The following is a 17113-nucleotide window of genomic DNA, read 5'->3' on the forward strand; positions in this document are numbered from 1 at the left end:
TTACTCCTCGTATTCGGTGGGGATAGCCGGTTCGCCGCGCTGCAGGCGGTTTACCGAGGTCGGAAGTTCGGCCAGGGACAGTGCATGCCGCTCCGCTGCGCGGGTTACGGCTTCCGGCCCGGTCCAGCCGGGCAGGATCTGTCCGTCGGCCACGAACTGGTGCAGCAGGGGCCGGTCGTTGCCGTCGTCGGCCGGCGCGTGGCCGACTCCGATGACTTCAGCGGTAGCCTTGCCGCGTTCGTCGAGCCGCCGCAGCGCATACTTGCGTCCGCCGCGGGAAATCTTGTTCTTGGCCGCCTTGGCCACGGAAACAAACTCATGGTCCTCACCTTCACGGCTGACCAGTTTGTAGACCATGCCGGCGGTGGGTGCGCCGGACCCGGTCACCAGCGAGGTGCCGACGCCGTAGGCGTCCACCGGCGCCGAGGCCAGTGCGGCGATGGCGTACTCGTCCAGGTCAGAGGTCACCATGATGCGGGTGTTGGTGTTGCCCAGGTCATCAAGCAGGTCCCGCACCCAGCGTGCCTGGGCCACCAGGTCGCCGGAATCCAGCCGCACCCCGCCCAGGGCGGGCCCGGCCACTTCCACGGCGTTGCGCACGCCGCGTTCGACGTCGTACGTATCCACCAGCAGCGAGGTGTCCAGGCCCAGGGCACCGGTCTGTGCGGTGAAGGCTTCCTTCTCGGAGTCGTGGAGGAGGGTGAAGGAGTGCGCCGCGGTTCCCACGGTCTTGAGCCCGTACCGGAGCCCGGCTTCGAGGTTGGAGGTGCTGTGGAAGCCGGAAATCACTGCCGCACGGGCTGCCGCGACGGCTGCCTCCTCGTGCGTGCGGCGCGAACCCATCTCGATGCAGGGCCGGCCGTCCGCGGCGGAGGTCATCCTGGACGCGGCAGAGGCAATGGCACTGTCGTGGTTGAGCATGGACAGCACCATGGTCTCGAGAATGCAGGCCTCGGCGAAAGTGGACTCCACAATCAGGAGCGGGGAGTTGGGGAAGTAGGCTTCACCCTCGGCGTAGCCGTAGATGTTCCCGGAGAACCGGAAATCCGCCAGCCAGTCGAGGGTCCGCCGGTCCACAACGTTGTTGCGGGCCAGGAATTCCAGTTGCGGTGCCTCGAAGCGGAAGCTTTCCAGCGCCTCAAGGATGCGGCCGGTACCGGCGGTGATGCCGTAGCGGCGGCCGTCCGGCAGGCGCCGGGCAAAGACTTCGAAGACGGACCGCCGGGAGGCGGTGCCCGAATGGAGGGCAGCCTGGAGCATCGTGAGCTCGTAGTGATCCGTATACAGGGCGGAGTTTGGGGTGTGCCAAGCGGCGGGACTGTTCACAGGCAAAACTCTAACCCGCGCATCCCCGTTGAGTAGAAGAGGGACCCGGGCGGGGTCCGCAAGGATTCCTCACTACAATTGAACCCATGGTTACCAGCACTGCCCCCGGCACGGACACCCTGACATATGAGGAGACGGAGTCCCTGGTGGCTGCGGACGTCCCGTGGGTCGTGATCGTCTGGAATGATCCGGTGAACCTGATGACTTACGTCAGCTACGTCTTCCAGAGCTACTTCGGCTACTCCGAAGCCAAGGCCCACCGGCTCATGATGGAGGTCCACCAGGCCGGCAGGTCGGTGGTGGCTACCGGGTCACGGGAATCAGCGGAGCGCGACACCCTCGCGATGCACTCCTACGGGCTGTGGGCCACCTTCCAGAAGGCGGACGCCGCGTGAGCCGGTGCCGGGCAGCAGGCTTTGAACATCGCGTCAACAGGAACGGACAGTAGTGGCAACCGGATTCAAGCTCACCCGCAAGGGCATTACCGCCAACCTGGAACCGGGGGAGCGGGATCTGCTGCGCAAGCTCTTTGCCGATGTGCAGGAACTGCTGGAACCGGAGACGGCGGCGGACAGCGATCCCCTGGCAGCGATGGTGGGCATTGACATGAGCGCCGCCGTCCCGCAGGACACGGCCCTGCAGCGACTGCTTCCCAACGGGATTGAGGGCAATGACGAGGACGCCCTGGAATTCCGCCGGTTCACTGAACGCTCCCTGCGCGAGTCCAAGCAGGCGGCCCTGCGCGCCGCGGCCCTGCAGCTCGAAACGGCGCCGCTCCGGCTGGACCCGGCCCAGGCGCAGCTTTTTGCCCGCGCGCTGAATGACGTCCGGCTGGTCCTGGGGGACCGGCTGGGCCTGGCCAGCGATGAAGATGCCGAACGCCTGCAGGATATTACGGACCCGGCCCGGGCCCGTGACGTGGACGGATACCTGGCGCTGGTCTACAACTTCGTCACATGGCTGCAGGACACACTGATGCAGGCTTTGCTGAAATCCCTGCCCTGATACCGGTTCCGCCGCGGCACTGCGCGGGCCGGCAGGATCACATGTGATTCCTGCCGGTGTACCTGTGAGCAAGGGCACGCGGCGGTGAATGTGCGCTCGCTGCAGGGAGGACTATTGTCAGTACATTATGATTTCAAACCCGGTCCATCCGTCCGCACCTTCAGGGGAGAGGTCCCCGGGGCAGCCCGTGGGGGCACCCGGATCCGGCTCCCCGGAGACGCCGCAGGGGCAGGTGCCCGCGACGTCCGCTGAGCCTTCAGTCCGCGTCCGGAACCCGGATGCACCCATCGGTATCTTCGATTCCGGCGTTGGCGGACTGACCGTGGCCCGGGCCGTCCTGGACCAGCTGCCGAACGAGGCCGTGATGTACGTGGGGGACACGGCCAAAGGCCCCTACGGCCCCCTCCCGATTGCCGAGGTCCGCGCCAACGCGCTGGGCGTTATGGACGAACTGGTGGACTCCGGAGTCAAGCTCCTGGTCATCGCCTGCAACACCGCCTCGGCCGCCGTGCTGAGGGACGCCCGCGAACGCTACACACACCGGTACGGGATTCCGGTTATCGAGGTCATCCAGCCGGCCGTACGGCGCGCCGTGGCGGCCACCCGCACCGGACGGATCGGCGTCATTGGCACTGCTGCCACCGTGGGCTCGCGGGCCTATGACGACACCTTCGCAGCCGCACCCCACCTGAGGGTGTCCTCGGTTGCCTGCCCTGCCTTCGTGGAATTCGTGGAAGCCGGGGTCACCTCGGGACCGGACGTGCTGGCAACGGCCGAGGAATACCTCGCGCCGCTGCGGGCACAGGATGTCGATACGCTCGTGCTGGGCTGCACCCACTATCCGCTGTTGACCGGCGTGATTTCCTATGTCATGGGGGACGGCGTCACCCTCGTCTCCAGCGCCGAGGAAACCGCCAAGGATGTCTACCGGGCCCTGATCAGCCACGGCATTGAACGGCAGGAGCGGACGGCGCCCCAGCACACCTTTGTCGCCACCGGCGATGCGGCCTCCTTTGAACTTCTGGCCCGGCGTTTCCTGGGACCCGAAGTGCTCAGCGTCCAGCAGGTGGACCACGTATCAGCGCATTACCCCACCGGCAGCATGGCGCGGGTTACTCCGCAGATGATTGCCGCAGCCCGGGCAGACGCCCCCGAACGCATGGGGGCGCCACAGGGTGCCCTCTGGAACGGCACAGCATGAAACTGACCATCGTAGGCTGCAGCGGCTCCTTTCCCGGCCCGGCGTCTCCGGCGTCCTGCTATCTCGTCACCGCCAACGACGGCGAACGTGACTGGCGGATCCTGCTGGACCTCGGTAACGGTTCCCTGGGCGCGCTGCAGCGCTACATGGACCTGCGCGATATTGACGCGGTGCTACTGACGCATCTTCATCCGGACCACTGCATGGACCTGTGCGGGCTGCATGTGGCCGTGCACTGGGATCCCGCGGGCTGGAACCGGGACCGTATCAAGGTATGGGGCCCGGCCGCCACCGCGGACCGGATGGCCACTGCCTACGGCCTGGAACTGGACCCGGGCATGCACGAGGACTTCGAATTCTCCCACTGGACGCCGGGCCAGCCGCAGCAGATCGGCCCGTTCACCGTCACTCCGTACCCGGTGCGGCATCCTGCCGAAGAAGCCTACGCATTGCGGGTGGAAGCCCGCAGCACCGACGCGGACGGTGTGGAAACACTGCGGACCCTGGCCTACTCGGGGGACACCGATTCCTGTCCCGGGCTGGAGGCAGCCGCCCGGGATACCGACGTCTTCCTCTGCGAGGCCGCATTCCACGAGGGCCGCGATGACGGTATCGAGGGTGTGCACCTCACCGGCCTGCGCGCCGGAGCCGCCGCCACAGCCGCCAACGCCCGCCGCCTGCTGCTCACCCACCTTCCGGTGTGGAACGATGCCAGCGTCAGCGTCGCCGAAGCACGCCGGTCCTACAGCGGTGACCTGGCCGTCGCCGTCGCCGGCGTCTCCTACGACGTCGGTTCCCCCTTTACCGCCCCGCTGGCGGTCCAGAAGGCACGCAGCGTCTAGGTCCTGTCCGGGCCCGTACGGCCCCGGCGATAGACTGAACCCATGACTACCGCACCCACCCCTGCATCAAGCCTGCGCGCCGACGGCCGCACCCCGGACCAGCTGCGCAGCATTACCATTACCCGCGGCTGGTCCAAGCAGGCCGAAGGCTCGGCACTGATCGAGTTCGGCAATACGCGCGTGCTGTGCACCGCCTCCCTGACCCCCGGGGTTCCCCGCTGGCTCAAGGGTGAAGGCAAGGGCTGGGTCACTGCCGAATACGCCATGCTGCCGCGTGCCACCAATACCCGGAATGACCGCGAATCGGTCAAGGGAAAGCTGGGCGGGCGCACCCACGAGATCTCCCGGCTGATCGGCCGCTCGCTGCGTTCGATTATCGATACCAAGGCACTGGGCGAGAACACGATTGTGCTGGACTGCGACGTCCTGCAGGCCGACGGCGGCACACGCACCGCAGCCATCACCGGCGCCTACGTGGCGCTGGCAGACGCCGTGGCCTGGGCCAGGGACAACAAGCTGATTGCCCGCAACGCCAACCCGCTGACGGACAGTGTGGCCGCGATCAGCGTTGGCATCATCGACGGCGTCCCGATGCTGGACCTGCCCTACGTGGAGGACGTACGCGCGGAAACCGACATGAACGTGGTGGTGACCGGATCAGGGAAGTTCGTTGAGGTCCAGGGCACCGCGGAAGGCGCACCCTTCGACCGGGCCGAGCTGGATGCGCTGCTGGACCTCGCCCTGCAGGGGACCGCGGAGCTGGCCGAAATCCAGCGCCGGACCCTGGGCGGCGAATAAATGGCGCCGGCACCCCGCCTGGTCCTGGCCACCCGCAACCCGGGCAAGCTGCGTGAGCTGCGCGAACTGCTGCGCGGGCAGGTTCCCGGCCTCGACGTGGACACCCAGGTGATCGACGCCGCCGCGGCGGGAGTTCCCGACGTCCCCGAAACCGGCGTGACCTTCGAGGAAAACGCACTGCTCAAGGCCCACGCCGTCGCGGCTGCCACCGGCCTTCCGGCAGTCGCCGACGATTCCGGCCTCGCGGTGGACGTCCTCGGCGGGGCCCCTGGCATCTTCTCCGCCCGCTGGTCCGGCCGGCACGGCGACGACGCCGCCAACCTGGCCCTGCTGCTGGCCCAGCTTGCGGATATCGCGGCTGAGCACCGCAGTGCGGCGTTTGTCTGTGCTGCGGCCCTGGCACTTCCCGATGGTGGCGAAACCGTGGAACGCGGCGAGCTGCGCGGCACCCTGCTTGAAACCCCGCGCGGCGAAGGCGGTTTCGGCTACGACCCGATCCTGCTTCCGGCCGGTGAGGAGCGCAGCTGCGCCGAACTCAGCGGAGCCGAAAAGAACGCGATCAGCCATCGCGGCCAGGCGTTCCGGGCACTGGTTCCGGCCCTTGTTGCCGCCCTGGCGGAGGAAAAAACCGGCGCCTAGGCGCAGGGCGGGGGATGTGTGATGCGTCCCAAACACGCCGCGGGGACGCGCGGGGATTCTTCCCGGGCCGGGGGCCTAGGGCAGAATTGACCGCGAGATGACTATTACAGCAGCCGTTCCCACAGCCACCTCTTCTACTACTGCCGAGCCGTCGGCCCTCGGCGGTGTGGCCGACTGGGCGGTCGGGGTGATGGAGGCCATCGGTGCCCCGGGCGCCGGTTTGGCCATCGCCCTGGAAAACCTTTTCCCCCCGCTGCCGAGCGAAATCATCCTGCCGCTGGCCGGTTTCACCGCCAGCCAGGGCAATTTCTCCATGGCGGCGGCACTGTTCTGGACCACGCTCGGCTCGGTAGTGGGTGCGCTGGCACTGTACGGCCTGGGGGCCTGGCTGGGCCGGGACCGGATGCGCCGCCTGGTGGAGAAGGTTCCCCTGGTGGACCTTGAGGATGTGGACAAGGTCGAGGCGTGGTTTGAGCGCCACGGGTACAAGGCTGTGTTCTTCGGCCGGATGATCCCGCTGTTCCGCAGCCTGATCTCGATCCCCGCGGGCATTGAACGCATGCACCTGCTGACCTTTACCGCACTGACCACCGCCGGCAGCCTGATCTGGAATGCCATCTTTATCGTCGCCGGCTTCTACCTGGGCGAAAGCTGGCACGTTGTTGAGGCCTACGCCGGCGTGTTCCAGAAGATTGTCATTGCGGCGGTCATCATCGCAGCGGTCTGGTTCATCACCGCCAAGATCCGCAGCAGGCGGCGGAAGCCGGTGTCCGGCACCGATGCCTGAAACCGGGCTTAGTTTCACCGCAATAGATTTCGAAACCGCCAACGGCTTCCGCGGTTCGCCCTGCTCCGTGGGCCTGGTCCGGGTCCGGAACGGGCAGGTTGTCGAGGAAGCCTCGTGGCTGATGCGTCCCCCGGAGGGGCACGACTATTTTGACCGGCGCAATGTGCGCATTCACGGGATCGAACCGGAAATGGTGGCCGGGGCTCCGCGGTTCGGTGAACTCTTTCCGGAAATCGGTGCCTTCATCGGCAGCGACCTGCTCGTGGCGCACAACGCCGCGTTCGACCTGGGCGTGATCCGCTCCGCGCTGGAAGTCTCGGAACTGGCGGGCCCGGCCTATGACTACACCTGCACCGTGGTGCATTCCCGCCGCACCTATCAGCTGCCCTCACATTCGCTGCCGTTCGCTGCCGAGGCAGCGGGCGTTCCGCTCCTGAACCATCACGATGCCACCGAGGATGCCCGCGCCTGCGCGGGCATCATGATTGACATTGCCCGCCGGGCCGGAGCGGTGTCCATGCCGGACTTTTTCCTTCGCCAGGGGCTGCAGGCATCCCACCTGCCCGCGTATGTGCCGGGCACTCATCAGCTGTCCAAGGCCACCCGGGACGCACTGGCCCGGGGTACCGGCACCGCAGCCGCGGTGGCAACTGCCGGAACACCTTGGCAGGGCTGGCCGTCCGAAGGGGAGAACCCGCCGCCCAACCCGCTGGCGGATCCGCGCCATCCGCTGTTCGGCCAGACGATCGTTTTCACCGGCAACCTGGGCATGCCCCGCCAGACCGCGAAGGACCGCGCGGCCGAGGCCGGAGCCCGCACCGCCAGCAACGTCACCCGCGCCACCACGGTGCTGGTGGTGGGGGACGGCTTTGAACCGGCGGACCTGCGCAGCGGACGCCTCACCGGTAAGGCGCGCAGGGTCCTGGACCTGCACGAGCGGGGCCAGCGCATCGAGGTGCTCTCCGAAGCCGAGTTCCTGCAAACCCTGGGCGGTATCTGGCCCCGAGGCTCCCAGTAACCGGTCCGTGAAGTGCGGGCTAGGGCGCGATTGTCGCAGAGACGTAGCTGTCGGCCAGCCGCTCGACCGCTGCGCGTTCACGCAGCGACGCGAGCAGGGGGCCGGGCAGCACACCGTACAGCGCTCCCAGCAGGCTGCCGGCGACGACGGCGGCCGGCGCCCCGCCGGCCGCGGCAGCTTCGCGAAGGGCCGCCGTCACGGTGTCTTCCGGTGAGGCAGGGGCTCCCGCCGCCGCCTGCCGGGCGAGCGCATTCTCTGCCCTGAGTGCCGCCGACAGTCCAAGCGTCAACGCACCTTCCGCAGTCGTCCCGCCGGTTGCCCCGCTGCCGGAAGTCGTCCCGCCGGCCGCCGTCCCGCTGGCCGCCGTGCCGCCGGTCGCGAAGTCCGGTCCGGAGATGACCGAGCGGAGCCGGTCAGCAAGTCCGGGGACGCCGCCGTCGGAATCCGCCGCAGCGTCTGCCGGTGCCAGGGCCTTCTCCGCTGCTGCGGCCAGAGTAGTTCCCGGCGACAGCAGCCCGTGCACGGTCGCAGCGAAAACGGCAGACGCATGACGGGCCGCGGGATGGCCGTGGGTCAGCGAAGCGGCATCCAGTGCGAGCTTGTAGACGGTTTCGGTGGGTACATAGGGCAGCAGGCCGAACGGCGCCGAGCGCACCAGCGCGGCAGGACTGTCCGATTCCGTGTTCACTGGCCGCTGGCGTGTCCCCATTTCACCGCTGGACAGGGCGGATACCACCTCCGGATCCAGGCCGGCGTCCGCCGTGCCCGCGTCCGCTGTGCCGGCCGGCGTCGGGTGCAGCAGTTCCTCAGCATCAATGGGCCGGGGGAGGGGAACCAGTCCGGTCTCGGGGAGGGCTAGGCCGCGGCCCCGGAGCCAGCGAAGGTAGGCGAGCCAGATGCAGGCGGTTTCATCGGCTCCCACTCCCGAATTCGCCCATTCGACGGCTTCGAGCAGCCCGTCCAGTGAATACAGGGCCAGCTGGGTAGCCGAAGAAACCGACAGCGTGTCCTCCAGGCGCTCCGGGCCGGCTGTGCCCAGTGCGTCGCCCAGAGCCCCGCCGAGCAGGCAGGCTCGGATTTTGGCGCCAAGGGCTGTATGGGAAGAGGACAAGGGTGCGGAATACGGTTCGGAGCTCACTGTTCCAGCATAGGTGCCGGGGCTGGGCCGGAAAGACTCGATTCACCTGCCACACAGCGGGCATTCAGCGGGTTAACAGACTGCACTGACACGGTGGGGTAGTTTGTTGTGAGTTCAACAAGAAGACTTATATATCGGCGGCATGCCTGTTCACGCCGCCCACCACACGTTAGGAATGTCTCTCCCATGTCATCTGAGCCCTTATCAACCAGCGGAGCCCGGGCCGTAACGCCCGTCCGCGACGCAGCGTCCGACACCCGCGGCCACGACTACGGGTTCGTGGGACGGACCGTGGCCGAGGGGATTGGATCATTCCTGCTTGTGTTCGCGGGCATCGGAGTGGGCATCTTCACCGCCGGCAGCGGCATCAGCCCGCAGCTGGCCTTCGGGCTTGCGCTGGCCGGTGCCATGGTCGCCTTCGGCTACATCTCGGGCGGGCACTTCAATCCGGCCATCACCCTGGGCAGCGCGGTTGCCGGACGCACCCAGTGGAAGTACGTGCTGCCCTACGTCCTGGCACAGCTGCTTGGCGCAATCCTCGCCGTCGCCATCCTCTGGGTGGCCATTACCGGCCACCAGCAGATCGGCGAGCAGACCCGCCAGTTCCTTACCGGCGTCTCCAACGGCTACGGGGATCACTCGGTGAACCTGTTCCCGCTGCCCAGCGCCCTGCTGCTTGAGGTTATTGCCGGCGCCCTGCTGACCGCCGTCTTCCTCGGCTCCGTGGCACGCCGGTCCGGCGCAGTCGCCGGTGCCTTCGCCGTCGGCGTGACCTACGCCGTACTCCTGACCGTGCTTGCCCCCGTGACCAACGGCGGCATCAACCCGGCACGTTCCACGGCCACTGCCATCTTCGCTGAAGGCTGGGCCCTGCAGCAGCTCTGGCTGTTCTGGGCCGCGCCCCTGCTCGGCGCCGTGATCGCAGGCCTGATTTTCCGCAGTGTGGACATGACGCTGGCAGCACGCAGCTCCGATCCCGCCTTCTATGCTGTGGAGCCGGACACCCACGCAGCGGATGAGACCCCTGCATCCGCTGAGACACCCGAACCCGCCACGGGCAGCACCGGCAAGCCGGCCGCCCGGACCGGGGACACCGAGGCCCCCGTCGTGGATGAGGAAGCCCGCGGCTTCTTCGACAAGCCCGCGGCCGGTTCGCCGGAGAACCCGCAGGACGGGACGCCGGGCACCCGCGGCTAGGGCCGCAAAACCGTAGCAACCTCCGGGGGCAGTGGCGAACGCCGCTGCCCCCGATCCGTTAACTGTCGGAGCCGGCGGGTAGTTTTGAAGGCATGCGGATACTGCACACTTCAGACTGGCACCTGGGCCGATCCTTCCACGGCGTAGGGATGCTCCCCGCGCAGGCGGAGTTCATCGACCGTCTGGTGGAGACGGTACGGGAACGGCGCGTGGACGCCGTGCTGATTGCCGGCGACGTCTATGACCGTGCCCTTCCGGGGGTGGACACCGTCCGCCTGCTGGATTCGGCCCTTGAACGCATCACTGCCGCCGGGGCTGTGGTTGTGCTCTCCAGCGGCAATCACGACTCCGCGGCCCGCCTCGGTTTCGGCAGCGCGCTTTTTGAGCGCGCCGGAGTCCACCTGCGGACCCGCTACGCGGACATTGCCCGGCCGGTGATCCTGCCCGCCGCCGGCATGCCGGTAGCGGTCTATGGCATTCCCTACCTCGAGCCCCGGCTGGCAGCGGCCGAACTGGAGGTTCAGGAACCGAGCCACTTTACGGTCACCGCTGCAGCAGTGGCACGTATCCGTGCGGATCTGCTGGCCCGGGAACAGGCCGGCGCCCCGGTGGCGGCGGTGGTCATGGCGCATACCTTCGCCAGCGGCGGCATCAGCAGCGACAGCGAACGTGACCTCGCCGTCGGGGGCCTTGGAGCTGTTCCGCTGGACCTCTTTGACGGCTTCGCCTACACCGCCCTGGGCCACCTGCACGGGCGGCAGCAGCTCAGGGAGGATGCACGCTACAGCGGATCCCCGCTGCCGTATTCCTTCTCGGAGGCCCGCCAGGACAAAGGCGGCTGGCTCCTGGAGTTCGACGACGGCGTGCCGGTCTCGGTGGAAGCGGTCACCTGGCCTGCCCGGCGCAGGCTTGCCGTGCTGCGCGGGCGGCTGGCCGATCTGCTGGCAGACCCCGCCCTTGCCGATGCCGAAACCGCCTACTGCCAGGTCACCCTGACAGACCGTGAGCGGCCAGCCAAGGCCATGGACCAGGTGCGCACCCGCTTCCCGGATACCCTCGTCTTGGCTTTTGAACCCGAAGGCGGGGCTGCCGGGCCGGCACGCACCTACAGCCAGCGCCTGGCCGGCGCCACCGATGACCTGGATATCTGCTGCGGTTTCCTGGAGCACGTACGGTCCCGCAGCGCCGCTCAGGAAGAGAAGGACCTCTTTGTCGAAGTCCTCGACAGGGTCCGGGAAGCCGAGGCAGCCAAATGAGAATCCACCGCCTGGAAATGCAGGCCTTTGGCCCGTTCGCGGACCGGCAGGTCATCGACTTCGACCAGCTCGGGGAGCACGGGCTGTTCCTGCTGAACGGTCCCACCGGCGCCGGGAAAACCAGTGTCCTGGACGCCATCTGTTTTGCGCTCTACGGCGCCGTGCCGGGGGCCCGGCAGCAGGCACGCAGGCTGCGCAGCGATCACGCGGACCCGCAGACGGCACCGGAGATAGTGTGCGAATTCAGCTCCGGCACCCGGCGGTTCGAAGTGGTCCGCAGCCCGCAGTGGGAACGCCCGGCAAAACGCGCCGGCGGACGAAGCACCGTCACCGAACAGGCAAAAACCCTGCTGCGCGAGTACGTTGACGGTGCCTGGGTGGAGAAGTCCTCCCGCAATGACGAAGCATCGACGGAAATCACGGAACTCCTGGGCATGAACCGGGAGCAGTTCACCCGGGTGGTTATGCTTCCGCAGGGGGATTTCGCCGCATTCCTGCGTGCTGATGCCGCGTCCCGCGAACAGCTGCTGCAGCAGCTCTTCGGTACCTCCCGCTTCGAAGACATTGAGCGGCAGCTGAAGCTCGATCTGGCCGAAGCCACCGAACGCTTCGACGCTGCGCAGGCACGGTCCGAACACGTCCTGCGCCGCGCCGACGATGAAATCCGGCGCTACCGGACGGAACAGGGCGCCGAATCCGGCGACAGCCCCGCACCGGGCTCCGGACAGGACAGTCCCGCAGCGGACCGTCCCGAAGAGGAAATTGCCGTGTTCCGGGCGGAGCTGGACTCCCGCGCAGCCGGTGCCCGGAAAGAGCTCGACGAGCTGGGCACCGAACGCGAACGCGCCGAAAGGAAGCTGCACGAGCTGGAACACCGCCGCGCCCGGGGGCTCGCTCTGCAGCAGCTGATCCGGGATGAAAACGAGCATCGCCGGGCGGAAGCGGAGATTGCCCCCCGGCGCGCTGCACTGCAGGTGCACGCCGCAGCGGCTGCCGTGGAAGGCCCGGTCAGGGCAGCGGACGCGGCAGCGCAGCGCACCGAGACGCGGCGTACGGCCGCTGCCGCTGCCCTAACGGAGCTAACGGAACATGCGCTGGCGGAAGAATACCTTTCAAGCCCCGAACTGCCGGAAGGGCTGGAAGCACTCATCGGCGCTGATCTCGCCGCGGCCACGGCGGCGCTGGAGGATGAGAAACGGATCGGGGAGCTGCGGGTACTGGCCCGGGATGAGGAAACGGCGGCTGCCGGGCTGCGCGAACGGGCGGAAGCTGCCGCAGCCAGGCTGGAAGCCCTGCGGGCCGAGGAAACCTCGCTCGCCGGCGCCGCGGCGGAACTGGAACGGCTGGCAGCAGATCAGGAGCGTGCCGGCAGCGACGTCGCGCGCGCCGAGGAACTGGCGGCTGCCATGGCAGCCTATGCCTCGGCACGGGAACATGCCGAGGCCGCGGATGCCGCAGCCGCCGAGGCCCGGCAGGAATACCAGGACCTCCGTGAAGCCTGGCAGGATCTGCTGCAGGCCAGGCTGGACCAGGCCGCAGCGGAGCTGGCCGCCGGTCTGGCGGAGGATGCACCGTGTCCGGTGTGCGGCGGCGTCGAACATCCGCACCCGGCAACGCTGGGCGACGGCGAGGCAGCGGTGACCCGGGAGGAGGAGCAGGCGGCCAAGGCGGAGGCGGGCCGCGCAGAAGAGGCGTTTGAAGCTGCACGACGCGAGGCAGGTGCGGCTGCCGAAGAGGCCGCCGGGCTGCGTGCCCGCGGCGGCGACGGCGATCCCGGATTAGCGGCAGAGCAGCTGGCCGCCGCGCGTGCGGAACTGGAACGGGCGCGCAGCGCGGCCGGGGCACTGCTGGAAACCCGGCACCGGCTCGAAGGCATCGGCGAGGAACTGGCCGCCACGGAAGCCGGCCGTTCCCAGGCCCTGATCCAGGCCGCCCAGGCGGATTCCCGCGCTGAATCGGCCCGCGCACAGGCTGCGGACCTCGAGGCAAAGGTGGGTGCCGCGCTGCATGGTTTTGCCGGTGCGGGCGAGCGCGTGGAGGCGCTGACGCAGTTCCGCCGGCTGGCCGCTGCTGCCCGCGAGGCACGGGCGGCCGCCGACGCGGCCGGGGAGGAGCTGGACCGGCTGCTTCGCGAACTCGACACGGCACTAGCCGGCACCGGCTTTGCCTCCGCTGCCGACGTCCGTAAAGCACTGCTGGATCCCGAAACCAGGGATGCCTATGACCACAGCGTGCAGGAGTGGGAGGAGACCGGCCGCCGGCTGGCGCTGCGGCGCGAAGGCCAGGATGCATCTGCCCCGGAGGACCAGGACACGGGCTCATCCGCGGTGCCTGATGAGGAAGACATTGCCGAGGCCGCCGAGCAGGCGGCAGCGGCACGGAAGGAACAGGAAGACGCAGCGCTGCTGGTCCGCCTGCTGGACGGTTCGGCCGTCCGCCTGTCGGAATACTCAGCCGAGCTCGCAGCCGCCTTGGAAGAGACGGCTCCGCTGCGGGCCCGCCGGGACCTGCTGCAGTCGGTCACAGACACCGTCCGCGGTGCCGGTGAGAACACGTACAAGATGACACTGAGCACCTACGTCCTGGCGGCACGGCTGGAACAGGTTGCTGCGGCTGCCACGGAACGGCTGGCCGCCATGACCGGCGGCAGATATGCCCTGGTGCACAGCGACTCCAAGTCCGGTAACCGCAAGGCGGGACTGGGGCTGCACGTCACCGACGAGTGGACCGGCCAGCGGCGGGACACCTCCACGCTCTCCGGCGGCGAAAGCTTTATGGCCTCCCTGGCCCTGGCGCTGGGACTGGCCGATGTGGTGCAGCAGGAAGCCGGGGGAGTGAACATCGAGACCCTGTTTGTTGATGAGGGCTTCGGCAGCCTGGATGACCAGTCCCTTGAACAGGTCATGGACGCGCTGGAGGGACTGCGGGACGGCGGCCGGGTGGTCGGCCTGGTCAGCCATGTGGGCGAGATGAAGCAGCGGATACCGGCCCAGCTGCAGATCCTGAAGGGACGGAACGGATCCACCATCCGCTACAGCCTGGGGGAAGCGGTGCTGCGCTGAACCGGGTGAGGACGCTGCGCTGAACCCGGGCCACGCTCATACGGGAGCGGCAGTTAGGCACCGCAGCCGGGCGTGGGTAAAATTGGCGGGTAGCAAGGGTCGGGCGTACCGGGAGGGGGGACGGTGCGCGGTTCAACGTATTCGGATACCGCACCATGACTCCAAACACGCCCTCCCCAACCCCCTCCACGCCCGCTGACGAAGCCGCGGGGGCACCTCCCGCCGGCCGTTACCAGGCCATTTTCGCACTCGCCGGCAGGTCCTTTTTCCCGGTCGCCTTCCTCGCGCGGCTGCCGTTGGCCATGCTGACCGTCGGAGCACTGACCCTGATCACCGAAGTGTCCGGGTCCTACGCACTTGGCGGGTTCGCCGCCGGCGGAGTGGGAATCGGCTCGGCCGTCGGCGCGCCCATGCTCGGCTATCTCGCCGACCGGATTGGACAGCGTCCCGTCCTGCTCTCCACGGCGGTCCTGAATCCTGTGGCCATTGGACTGTTCCTGCTGACCGCCGCGTTGCTGGACCCTGCCGGCTCTCCCGTCTGGATGCTTATCGCCACCTTCGCCATGGGCGCCTCCTGCCCTCAGGTCGGACCGATGGCCAGGGTGCGCTGGATGGCTATGACAGCCCGGCGTCCGCGGGGACGCGAGATGGACACTGCCCTGTCCTACGAAGGTACGGCGGATGAGCTCACCTTCGTGCTGGGACCGGCGCTCGTGGGCCTGCTGGCCGCGGCCGTCGCCCCCTGGCTTCCGCTGGCCCTGGCCGCAGTGCTCACAGCCACCATGGTGGCGGCCTTCGCCGTCCACCCCACGGTGGAATACGTGGTTCCGTCCTCCCGCCGCCCGGGCGGCGGGAGGCGAAAAACCGGGCGCGGAACAAAGCAGCAGGACAGGACTCAGGGCAGTGCCCGTCCGCAGTGGCTGCTCATCATGCTGCCGGTGCTGGGCATGGTTGCCATGGGCACTTTCTTCGGCTCCACCCAGACGAGCCTGACAGCATTCGCCGGCAGCTTCGGTGTCGCATCGTCCGCGGGCCTGCTCTATGCGGTCATGGGCCTGAGCTCGGCCGCAGCGGCCCTCTCCGTGGCCTTCTGGCCCGAACGGTTCGGTTCCGCAGCGCGCTGGCTGCTCTGTGCCGGGGCAATGACGGTCCTTGCCCTGCTGTTGTTCCTGCCCACGGATATTGCCACCATGCTGGTGGTCCTGTTTGTGCTGGGCATCCCCGTGGGGCCGACCATGGTCAGCATCTTCGGCATCGGCGCCATCGTGGCACCGCGGGAACTGATGGGCACCGTTATGACGCTGCTGGCCAGCGGAGTGGTGACGGGCACGGCACTGGGTTCGTCCGTGGCAGGGCGCCTTGCGGATTCAGGCGGCTACCAGCATGCGTTTATTGTTCCGGCCGCTGCCGCCGGAGCGCTGCTGCTGCTGGGGCTGGTGGCGGTTCGCGCAGCCGCCGTGCGGCGGAATGCCTGAGCCCGTACGGGAGCCCGTGCAGGTGTCAGCTGTGCCACAGTTGGCCTAGTATCGAAGGATAGGTCGGGCAGTCAAGCATGAACTATCCGCCGCAGTTACCAGTACCACTAAGGAGACACCATGGGAGAGAAGGAAGCCGGCCAGGATCCGAAGGAGACCGGTTCAAAAGGCCCCGATGGAACCATCCCGCAGAGCGATGACGGTATTGCGGCTGCGAGCACCGAGGAAGCCTCGAACTTTGAACCTGAAGAGGACGAAGCATCCGGCGACGGCAAGTAGGCCGTCCGGCAGTCCGGATGCAGTCAGGAACTGAAACGGGGCCCGCGGATTACCGCGGGTCCCGTTTTGCTGTCCGCGCCTGGCGGGTTTTTCCTAGCCCAGGCTGGGAGAGTGCAGCGGCGGGGCGGGAATGTAGATGTTGCCCGTGGTGATGCCGCCCGTGGAGTCGCCGGTGACCGGTTCGCGGCCTGCCGAGGCGTCGGCAGATCCCGGCACGGACTCGGGTGTGTCCAGAACTGTGCGTTCCGCCGCAAGGGTGCGCAGCGCCACTGCCACCTCATGGGCTTCGGGGCGGGCGTCCACCAGGCGGGCCGTCATGGCGCGCAGGATCTCCGTCCAGTCCGGGCCCACCCACTCGGGGATCTCAGGGTCCCGCAGCAGGCGCGCAACGGCAGCTTCCACAATCGGACCCGGGAAGGCCTTTTCACCGGTCAGGCATTCCAGCAGTACCAGGCCCAGCGAATAAATATCGGTCCGCGGATCCACGGCGGCTCCCTGGGCCTGTTCCGGGCTCAGGTAGTTCGCCGTTCCAATGGTGGCACCGTGGGCGGTGGCAACTGTTGCTTCCACCATCCGCGCAATGCCGAAGTCGGTGAGCCTCGGATACAGGCGGGTGTCCTGCTCTGCCTGCGGAAAGAGCAGGATGTTGGCAGGCTTCACATCGCGGTGGATGACACCGTTGCTGTGGACGTAGTTCAGCGCATCGGCCAGGTCTGCCCCCAGCGCAGCCGTTGCGGGGGAGGAGAGCGGGCCCTCCTTGAGCTTGCCGCGCAGATCCGGTCCGTCCACCAGTTCCATCACCAGGTAGCTGGACGCCCGGCCTTCTTCGTCCACGCTCACGCCTGCATCGTGCAGGGTGACCAGGCCGGGATGGTTCAGTGTGGCCAGCAGCTGCATTTCGGTCTGCTGGCGGCGGGTCTCGTCATCCTCGTGGAAGCCGGCACTGAAAAGCTTGACGGCTACTTCGCGGCCGAGATTCTCATCGACGGCCCGGTACACCGAAGCTGCACCGCCGGAACCTATGAGTTCAGTGGTGCGGTATCGGTGCCCAAGGAGTACATCCACGGGTGTCCTCCCTACGGGGATAAAA

Annotated in this window: 16 protein-coding genes; 13 read left to right on the plus strand and 3 right to left on the minus strand. The window is 67.9% G+C overall.

Annotated elements, in window-relative coordinates:
* Positions 1 to 1326 carry a nicotinate phosphoribosyltransferase gene (locus tag QWJ37_RS06275; RefSeq protein WP_227903323.1) on the minus strand — a complete coding sequence of 442 codons (1326 nt, stop codon included), beginning with the start codon at positions 1324 to 1326 and terminating at the stop codon, positions 1 to 3.
* Positions 1327 to 1412: 86 nt separating this feature from the next.
* Here QWJ37_RS06275 and clpS point away from each other — a divergent pair, with 86 nt between their 5' ends.
* The 8 genes from clpS (at position 1413) to QWJ37_RS06315 (ending at position 7616) form a co-directional block, all read left to right on the plus strand.
* A complete protein-coding gene (clpS, locus tag QWJ37_RS06280) occupies positions 1413 to 1721 on the plus strand; it encodes an ATP-dependent Clp protease adapter ClpS (protein WP_227903322.1) in 309 nt (102 codons plus the stop codon).
* Positions 1722 to 1773: 52 nt separating this feature from the next.
* Positions 1774 to 2331: a DUF2017 domain-containing protein gene (locus tag QWJ37_RS06285; RefSeq protein ID WP_227903321.1), complete on the plus strand. Its 558-nt coding sequence runs from the start codon at positions 1774 to 1776 to the stop codon at positions 2329 to 2331.
* A gap of 187 nt (positions 2332 to 2518) precedes the next feature.
* Positions 2519 to 3532: a glutamate racemase gene (gene murI, locus QWJ37_RS06290; RefSeq protein ID WP_290244770.1), complete on the plus strand. Its 1014-nt coding sequence runs from the start codon at positions 2519 to 2521 to the stop codon at positions 3530 to 3532.
* On the plus strand, positions 3529 to 4374 hold the full coding sequence (locus tag QWJ37_RS06295; protein ID WP_227929505.1) for an MBL fold metallo-hydrolase: 846 nt from the start codon (positions 3529 to 3531) through the stop codon (positions 4372 to 4374). The genes murI and QWJ37_RS06295 overlap by 4 nt, the downstream gene beginning before the upstream one ends.
* A gap of 42 nt (positions 4375 to 4416) precedes the next feature.
* Complete coding sequence (rph, locus tag QWJ37_RS06300) at positions 4417 to 5172, plus strand: ribonuclease PH (RefSeq protein WP_269436389.1); 756 nt, start codon at positions 4417 to 4419, stop codon at positions 5170 to 5172.
* Entirely contained in the window at positions 5173 to 5811 is a 639-nt protein-coding gene (rdgB, locus tag QWJ37_RS06305; protein ID WP_290244772.1) for an RdgB/HAM1 family non-canonical purine NTP pyrophosphatase, read from the plus strand.
* A gap of 97 nt (positions 5812 to 5908) precedes the next feature.
* Positions 5909 to 6598 carry a DedA family protein gene (locus tag QWJ37_RS06310; protein ID WP_290244773.1) on the plus strand — a complete coding sequence of 230 codons (690 nt, stop codon included), beginning with the start codon at positions 5909 to 5911 and terminating at the stop codon, positions 6596 to 6598.
* A complete protein-coding gene (locus QWJ37_RS06315; protein ID WP_290244774.1) occupies positions 6591 to 7616 on the plus strand; it encodes an exonuclease domain-containing protein in 1026 nt (341 codons plus the stop codon). Before QWJ37_RS06310 ends, QWJ37_RS06315 begins: the two co-directional genes overlap by 8 nt.
* A gap of 19 nt (positions 7617 to 7635) precedes the next feature.
* On the opposite strand, the gene QWJ37_RS06320 is transcribed toward QWJ37_RS06315, so the two are convergent.
* Positions 7636 to 8754, minus strand: coding sequence for an ADP-ribosylglycohydrolase family protein (locus QWJ37_RS06320; RefSeq protein ID WP_290244775.1), 1119 nt, complete (start codon positions 8752 to 8754; stop codon positions 7636 to 7638).
* Positions 8755 to 8940: 186 nt separating this feature from the next.
* Between QWJ37_RS06320 and QWJ37_RS06325 the strand changes: the two genes are divergently transcribed.
* The 5 genes from QWJ37_RS06325 to QWJ37_RS06345 all read left to right on the plus strand — a co-directional run bounded on the left by QWJ37_RS06325 (position 8941) and on the right by QWJ37_RS06345 (position 16023).
* Positions 8941 to 9951, plus strand: a complete 1011-nt coding sequence (locus tag QWJ37_RS06325) for an aquaporin (protein WP_290244776.1) — start codon at positions 8941 to 8943, stop codon at positions 9949 to 9951.
* Positions 9952 to 10043: 92 nt separating this feature from the next.
* Complete coding sequence (locus tag QWJ37_RS06330; RefSeq protein WP_290244777.1) at positions 10044 to 11207, plus strand: exonuclease SbcCD subunit D; 1164 nt, start codon at positions 10044 to 10046, stop codon at positions 11205 to 11207.
* Positions 11204 to 14269 carry an SMC family ATPase gene (locus QWJ37_RS06335; protein WP_290244778.1) on the plus strand — a complete coding sequence of 1022 codons (3066 nt, stop codon included), beginning with the start codon at positions 11204 to 11206 and terminating at the stop codon, positions 14267 to 14269. The genes QWJ37_RS06330 and QWJ37_RS06335 overlap by 4 nt, the downstream gene beginning before the upstream one ends.
* Positions 14270 to 14424: 155 nt before the next feature.
* The gene (locus tag QWJ37_RS06340) at positions 14425 to 15744 is read left to right on the plus strand and encodes an MFS transporter (RefSeq protein WP_290244779.1); all 1320 of its coding nucleotides are present in this window, start codon (positions 14425 to 14427) and stop codon (positions 15742 to 15744) included.
* Positions 15745 to 15864: 120 nt separating this feature from the next.
* Positions 15865 to 16023, plus strand: coding sequence for a hypothetical protein (locus QWJ37_RS06345; RefSeq protein WP_290244780.1), 159 nt, complete (start codon positions 15865 to 15867; stop codon positions 16021 to 16023).
* Positions 16024 to 16116: 93 nt separating this feature from the next.
* On the opposite strand, the gene QWJ37_RS06350 is transcribed toward QWJ37_RS06345, so the two are convergent.
* Positions 16117 to 17088: a serine/threonine-protein kinase gene (locus tag QWJ37_RS06350; protein ID WP_290244781.1), complete on the minus strand. Its 972-nt coding sequence runs from the start codon at positions 17086 to 17088 to the stop codon at positions 16117 to 16119.
* Between the last annotated feature and the right edge of the window lie 25 nt (positions 17089 to 17113).

The sequence above is a fragment of the Arthrobacter sp. YD2 genome (genome assembly GCF_030410475.1).
In the GTDB taxonomy this organism is placed as follows: Bacteria; Actinomycetota; Actinomycetes; order Actinomycetales; family Micrococcaceae; genus Arthrobacter_B; species Arthrobacter_B zhangbolii.

Excerpts from the sequence above, each read along its gene's own strand:
- rdgB (WP_290244772.1), top strand. The coding sequence starts at position 5,173 with ATGGCGCCGGCACCCCGCCTGGTCCTGGCCACCCGCAACCCGGGCAAG.
- QWJ37_RS06335 (WP_290244778.1), top strand. The coding sequence starts at position 11,204 with ATGAGAATCCACCGCCTGGAAATGCAGGCCTTTGGCCCGTTCGCGGAC.
- QWJ37_RS06295 (WP_227929505.1), top strand. The coding sequence starts at position 3,529 with ATGAAACTGACCATCGTAGGCTGCAGCGGCTCCTTTCCCGGCCCGGCG.
- QWJ37_RS06340 (WP_290244779.1), top strand. The coding sequence starts at position 14,425 with ATGACTCCAAACACGCCCTCCCCAACCCCCTCCACGCCCGCTGACGAA.
- QWJ37_RS06330 (WP_290244777.1), top strand. The coding sequence starts at position 10,044 with ATGCGGATACTGCACACTTCAGACTGGCACCTGGGCCGATCCTTCCAC.
- QWJ37_RS06325 (WP_290244776.1), top strand. The coding sequence starts at position 8,941 with ATGTCATCTGAGCCCTTATCAACCAGCGGAGCCCGGGCCGTAACGCCC.
- QWJ37_RS06315 (WP_290244774.1), top strand. The coding sequence starts at position 6,591 with ATGCCTGAAACCGGGCTTAGTTTCACCGCAATAGATTTCGAAACCGCC.
- rph (WP_269436389.1), top strand. The coding sequence starts at position 4,417 with ATGACTACCGCACCCACCCCTGCATCAAGCCTGCGCGCCGACGGCCGC.
- QWJ37_RS06345 (WP_290244780.1), top strand. The coding sequence starts at position 15,865 with ATGGGAGAGAAGGAAGCCGGCCAGGATCCGAAGGAGACCGGTTCAAAA.
- clpS (WP_227903322.1), top strand. The coding sequence starts at position 1,413 with ATGGTTACCAGCACTGCCCCCGGCACGGACACCCTGACATATGAGGAG.
- QWJ37_RS06310 (WP_290244773.1), top strand. The coding sequence starts at position 5,909 with ATGACTATTACAGCAGCCGTTCCCACAGCCACCTCTTCTACTACTGCC.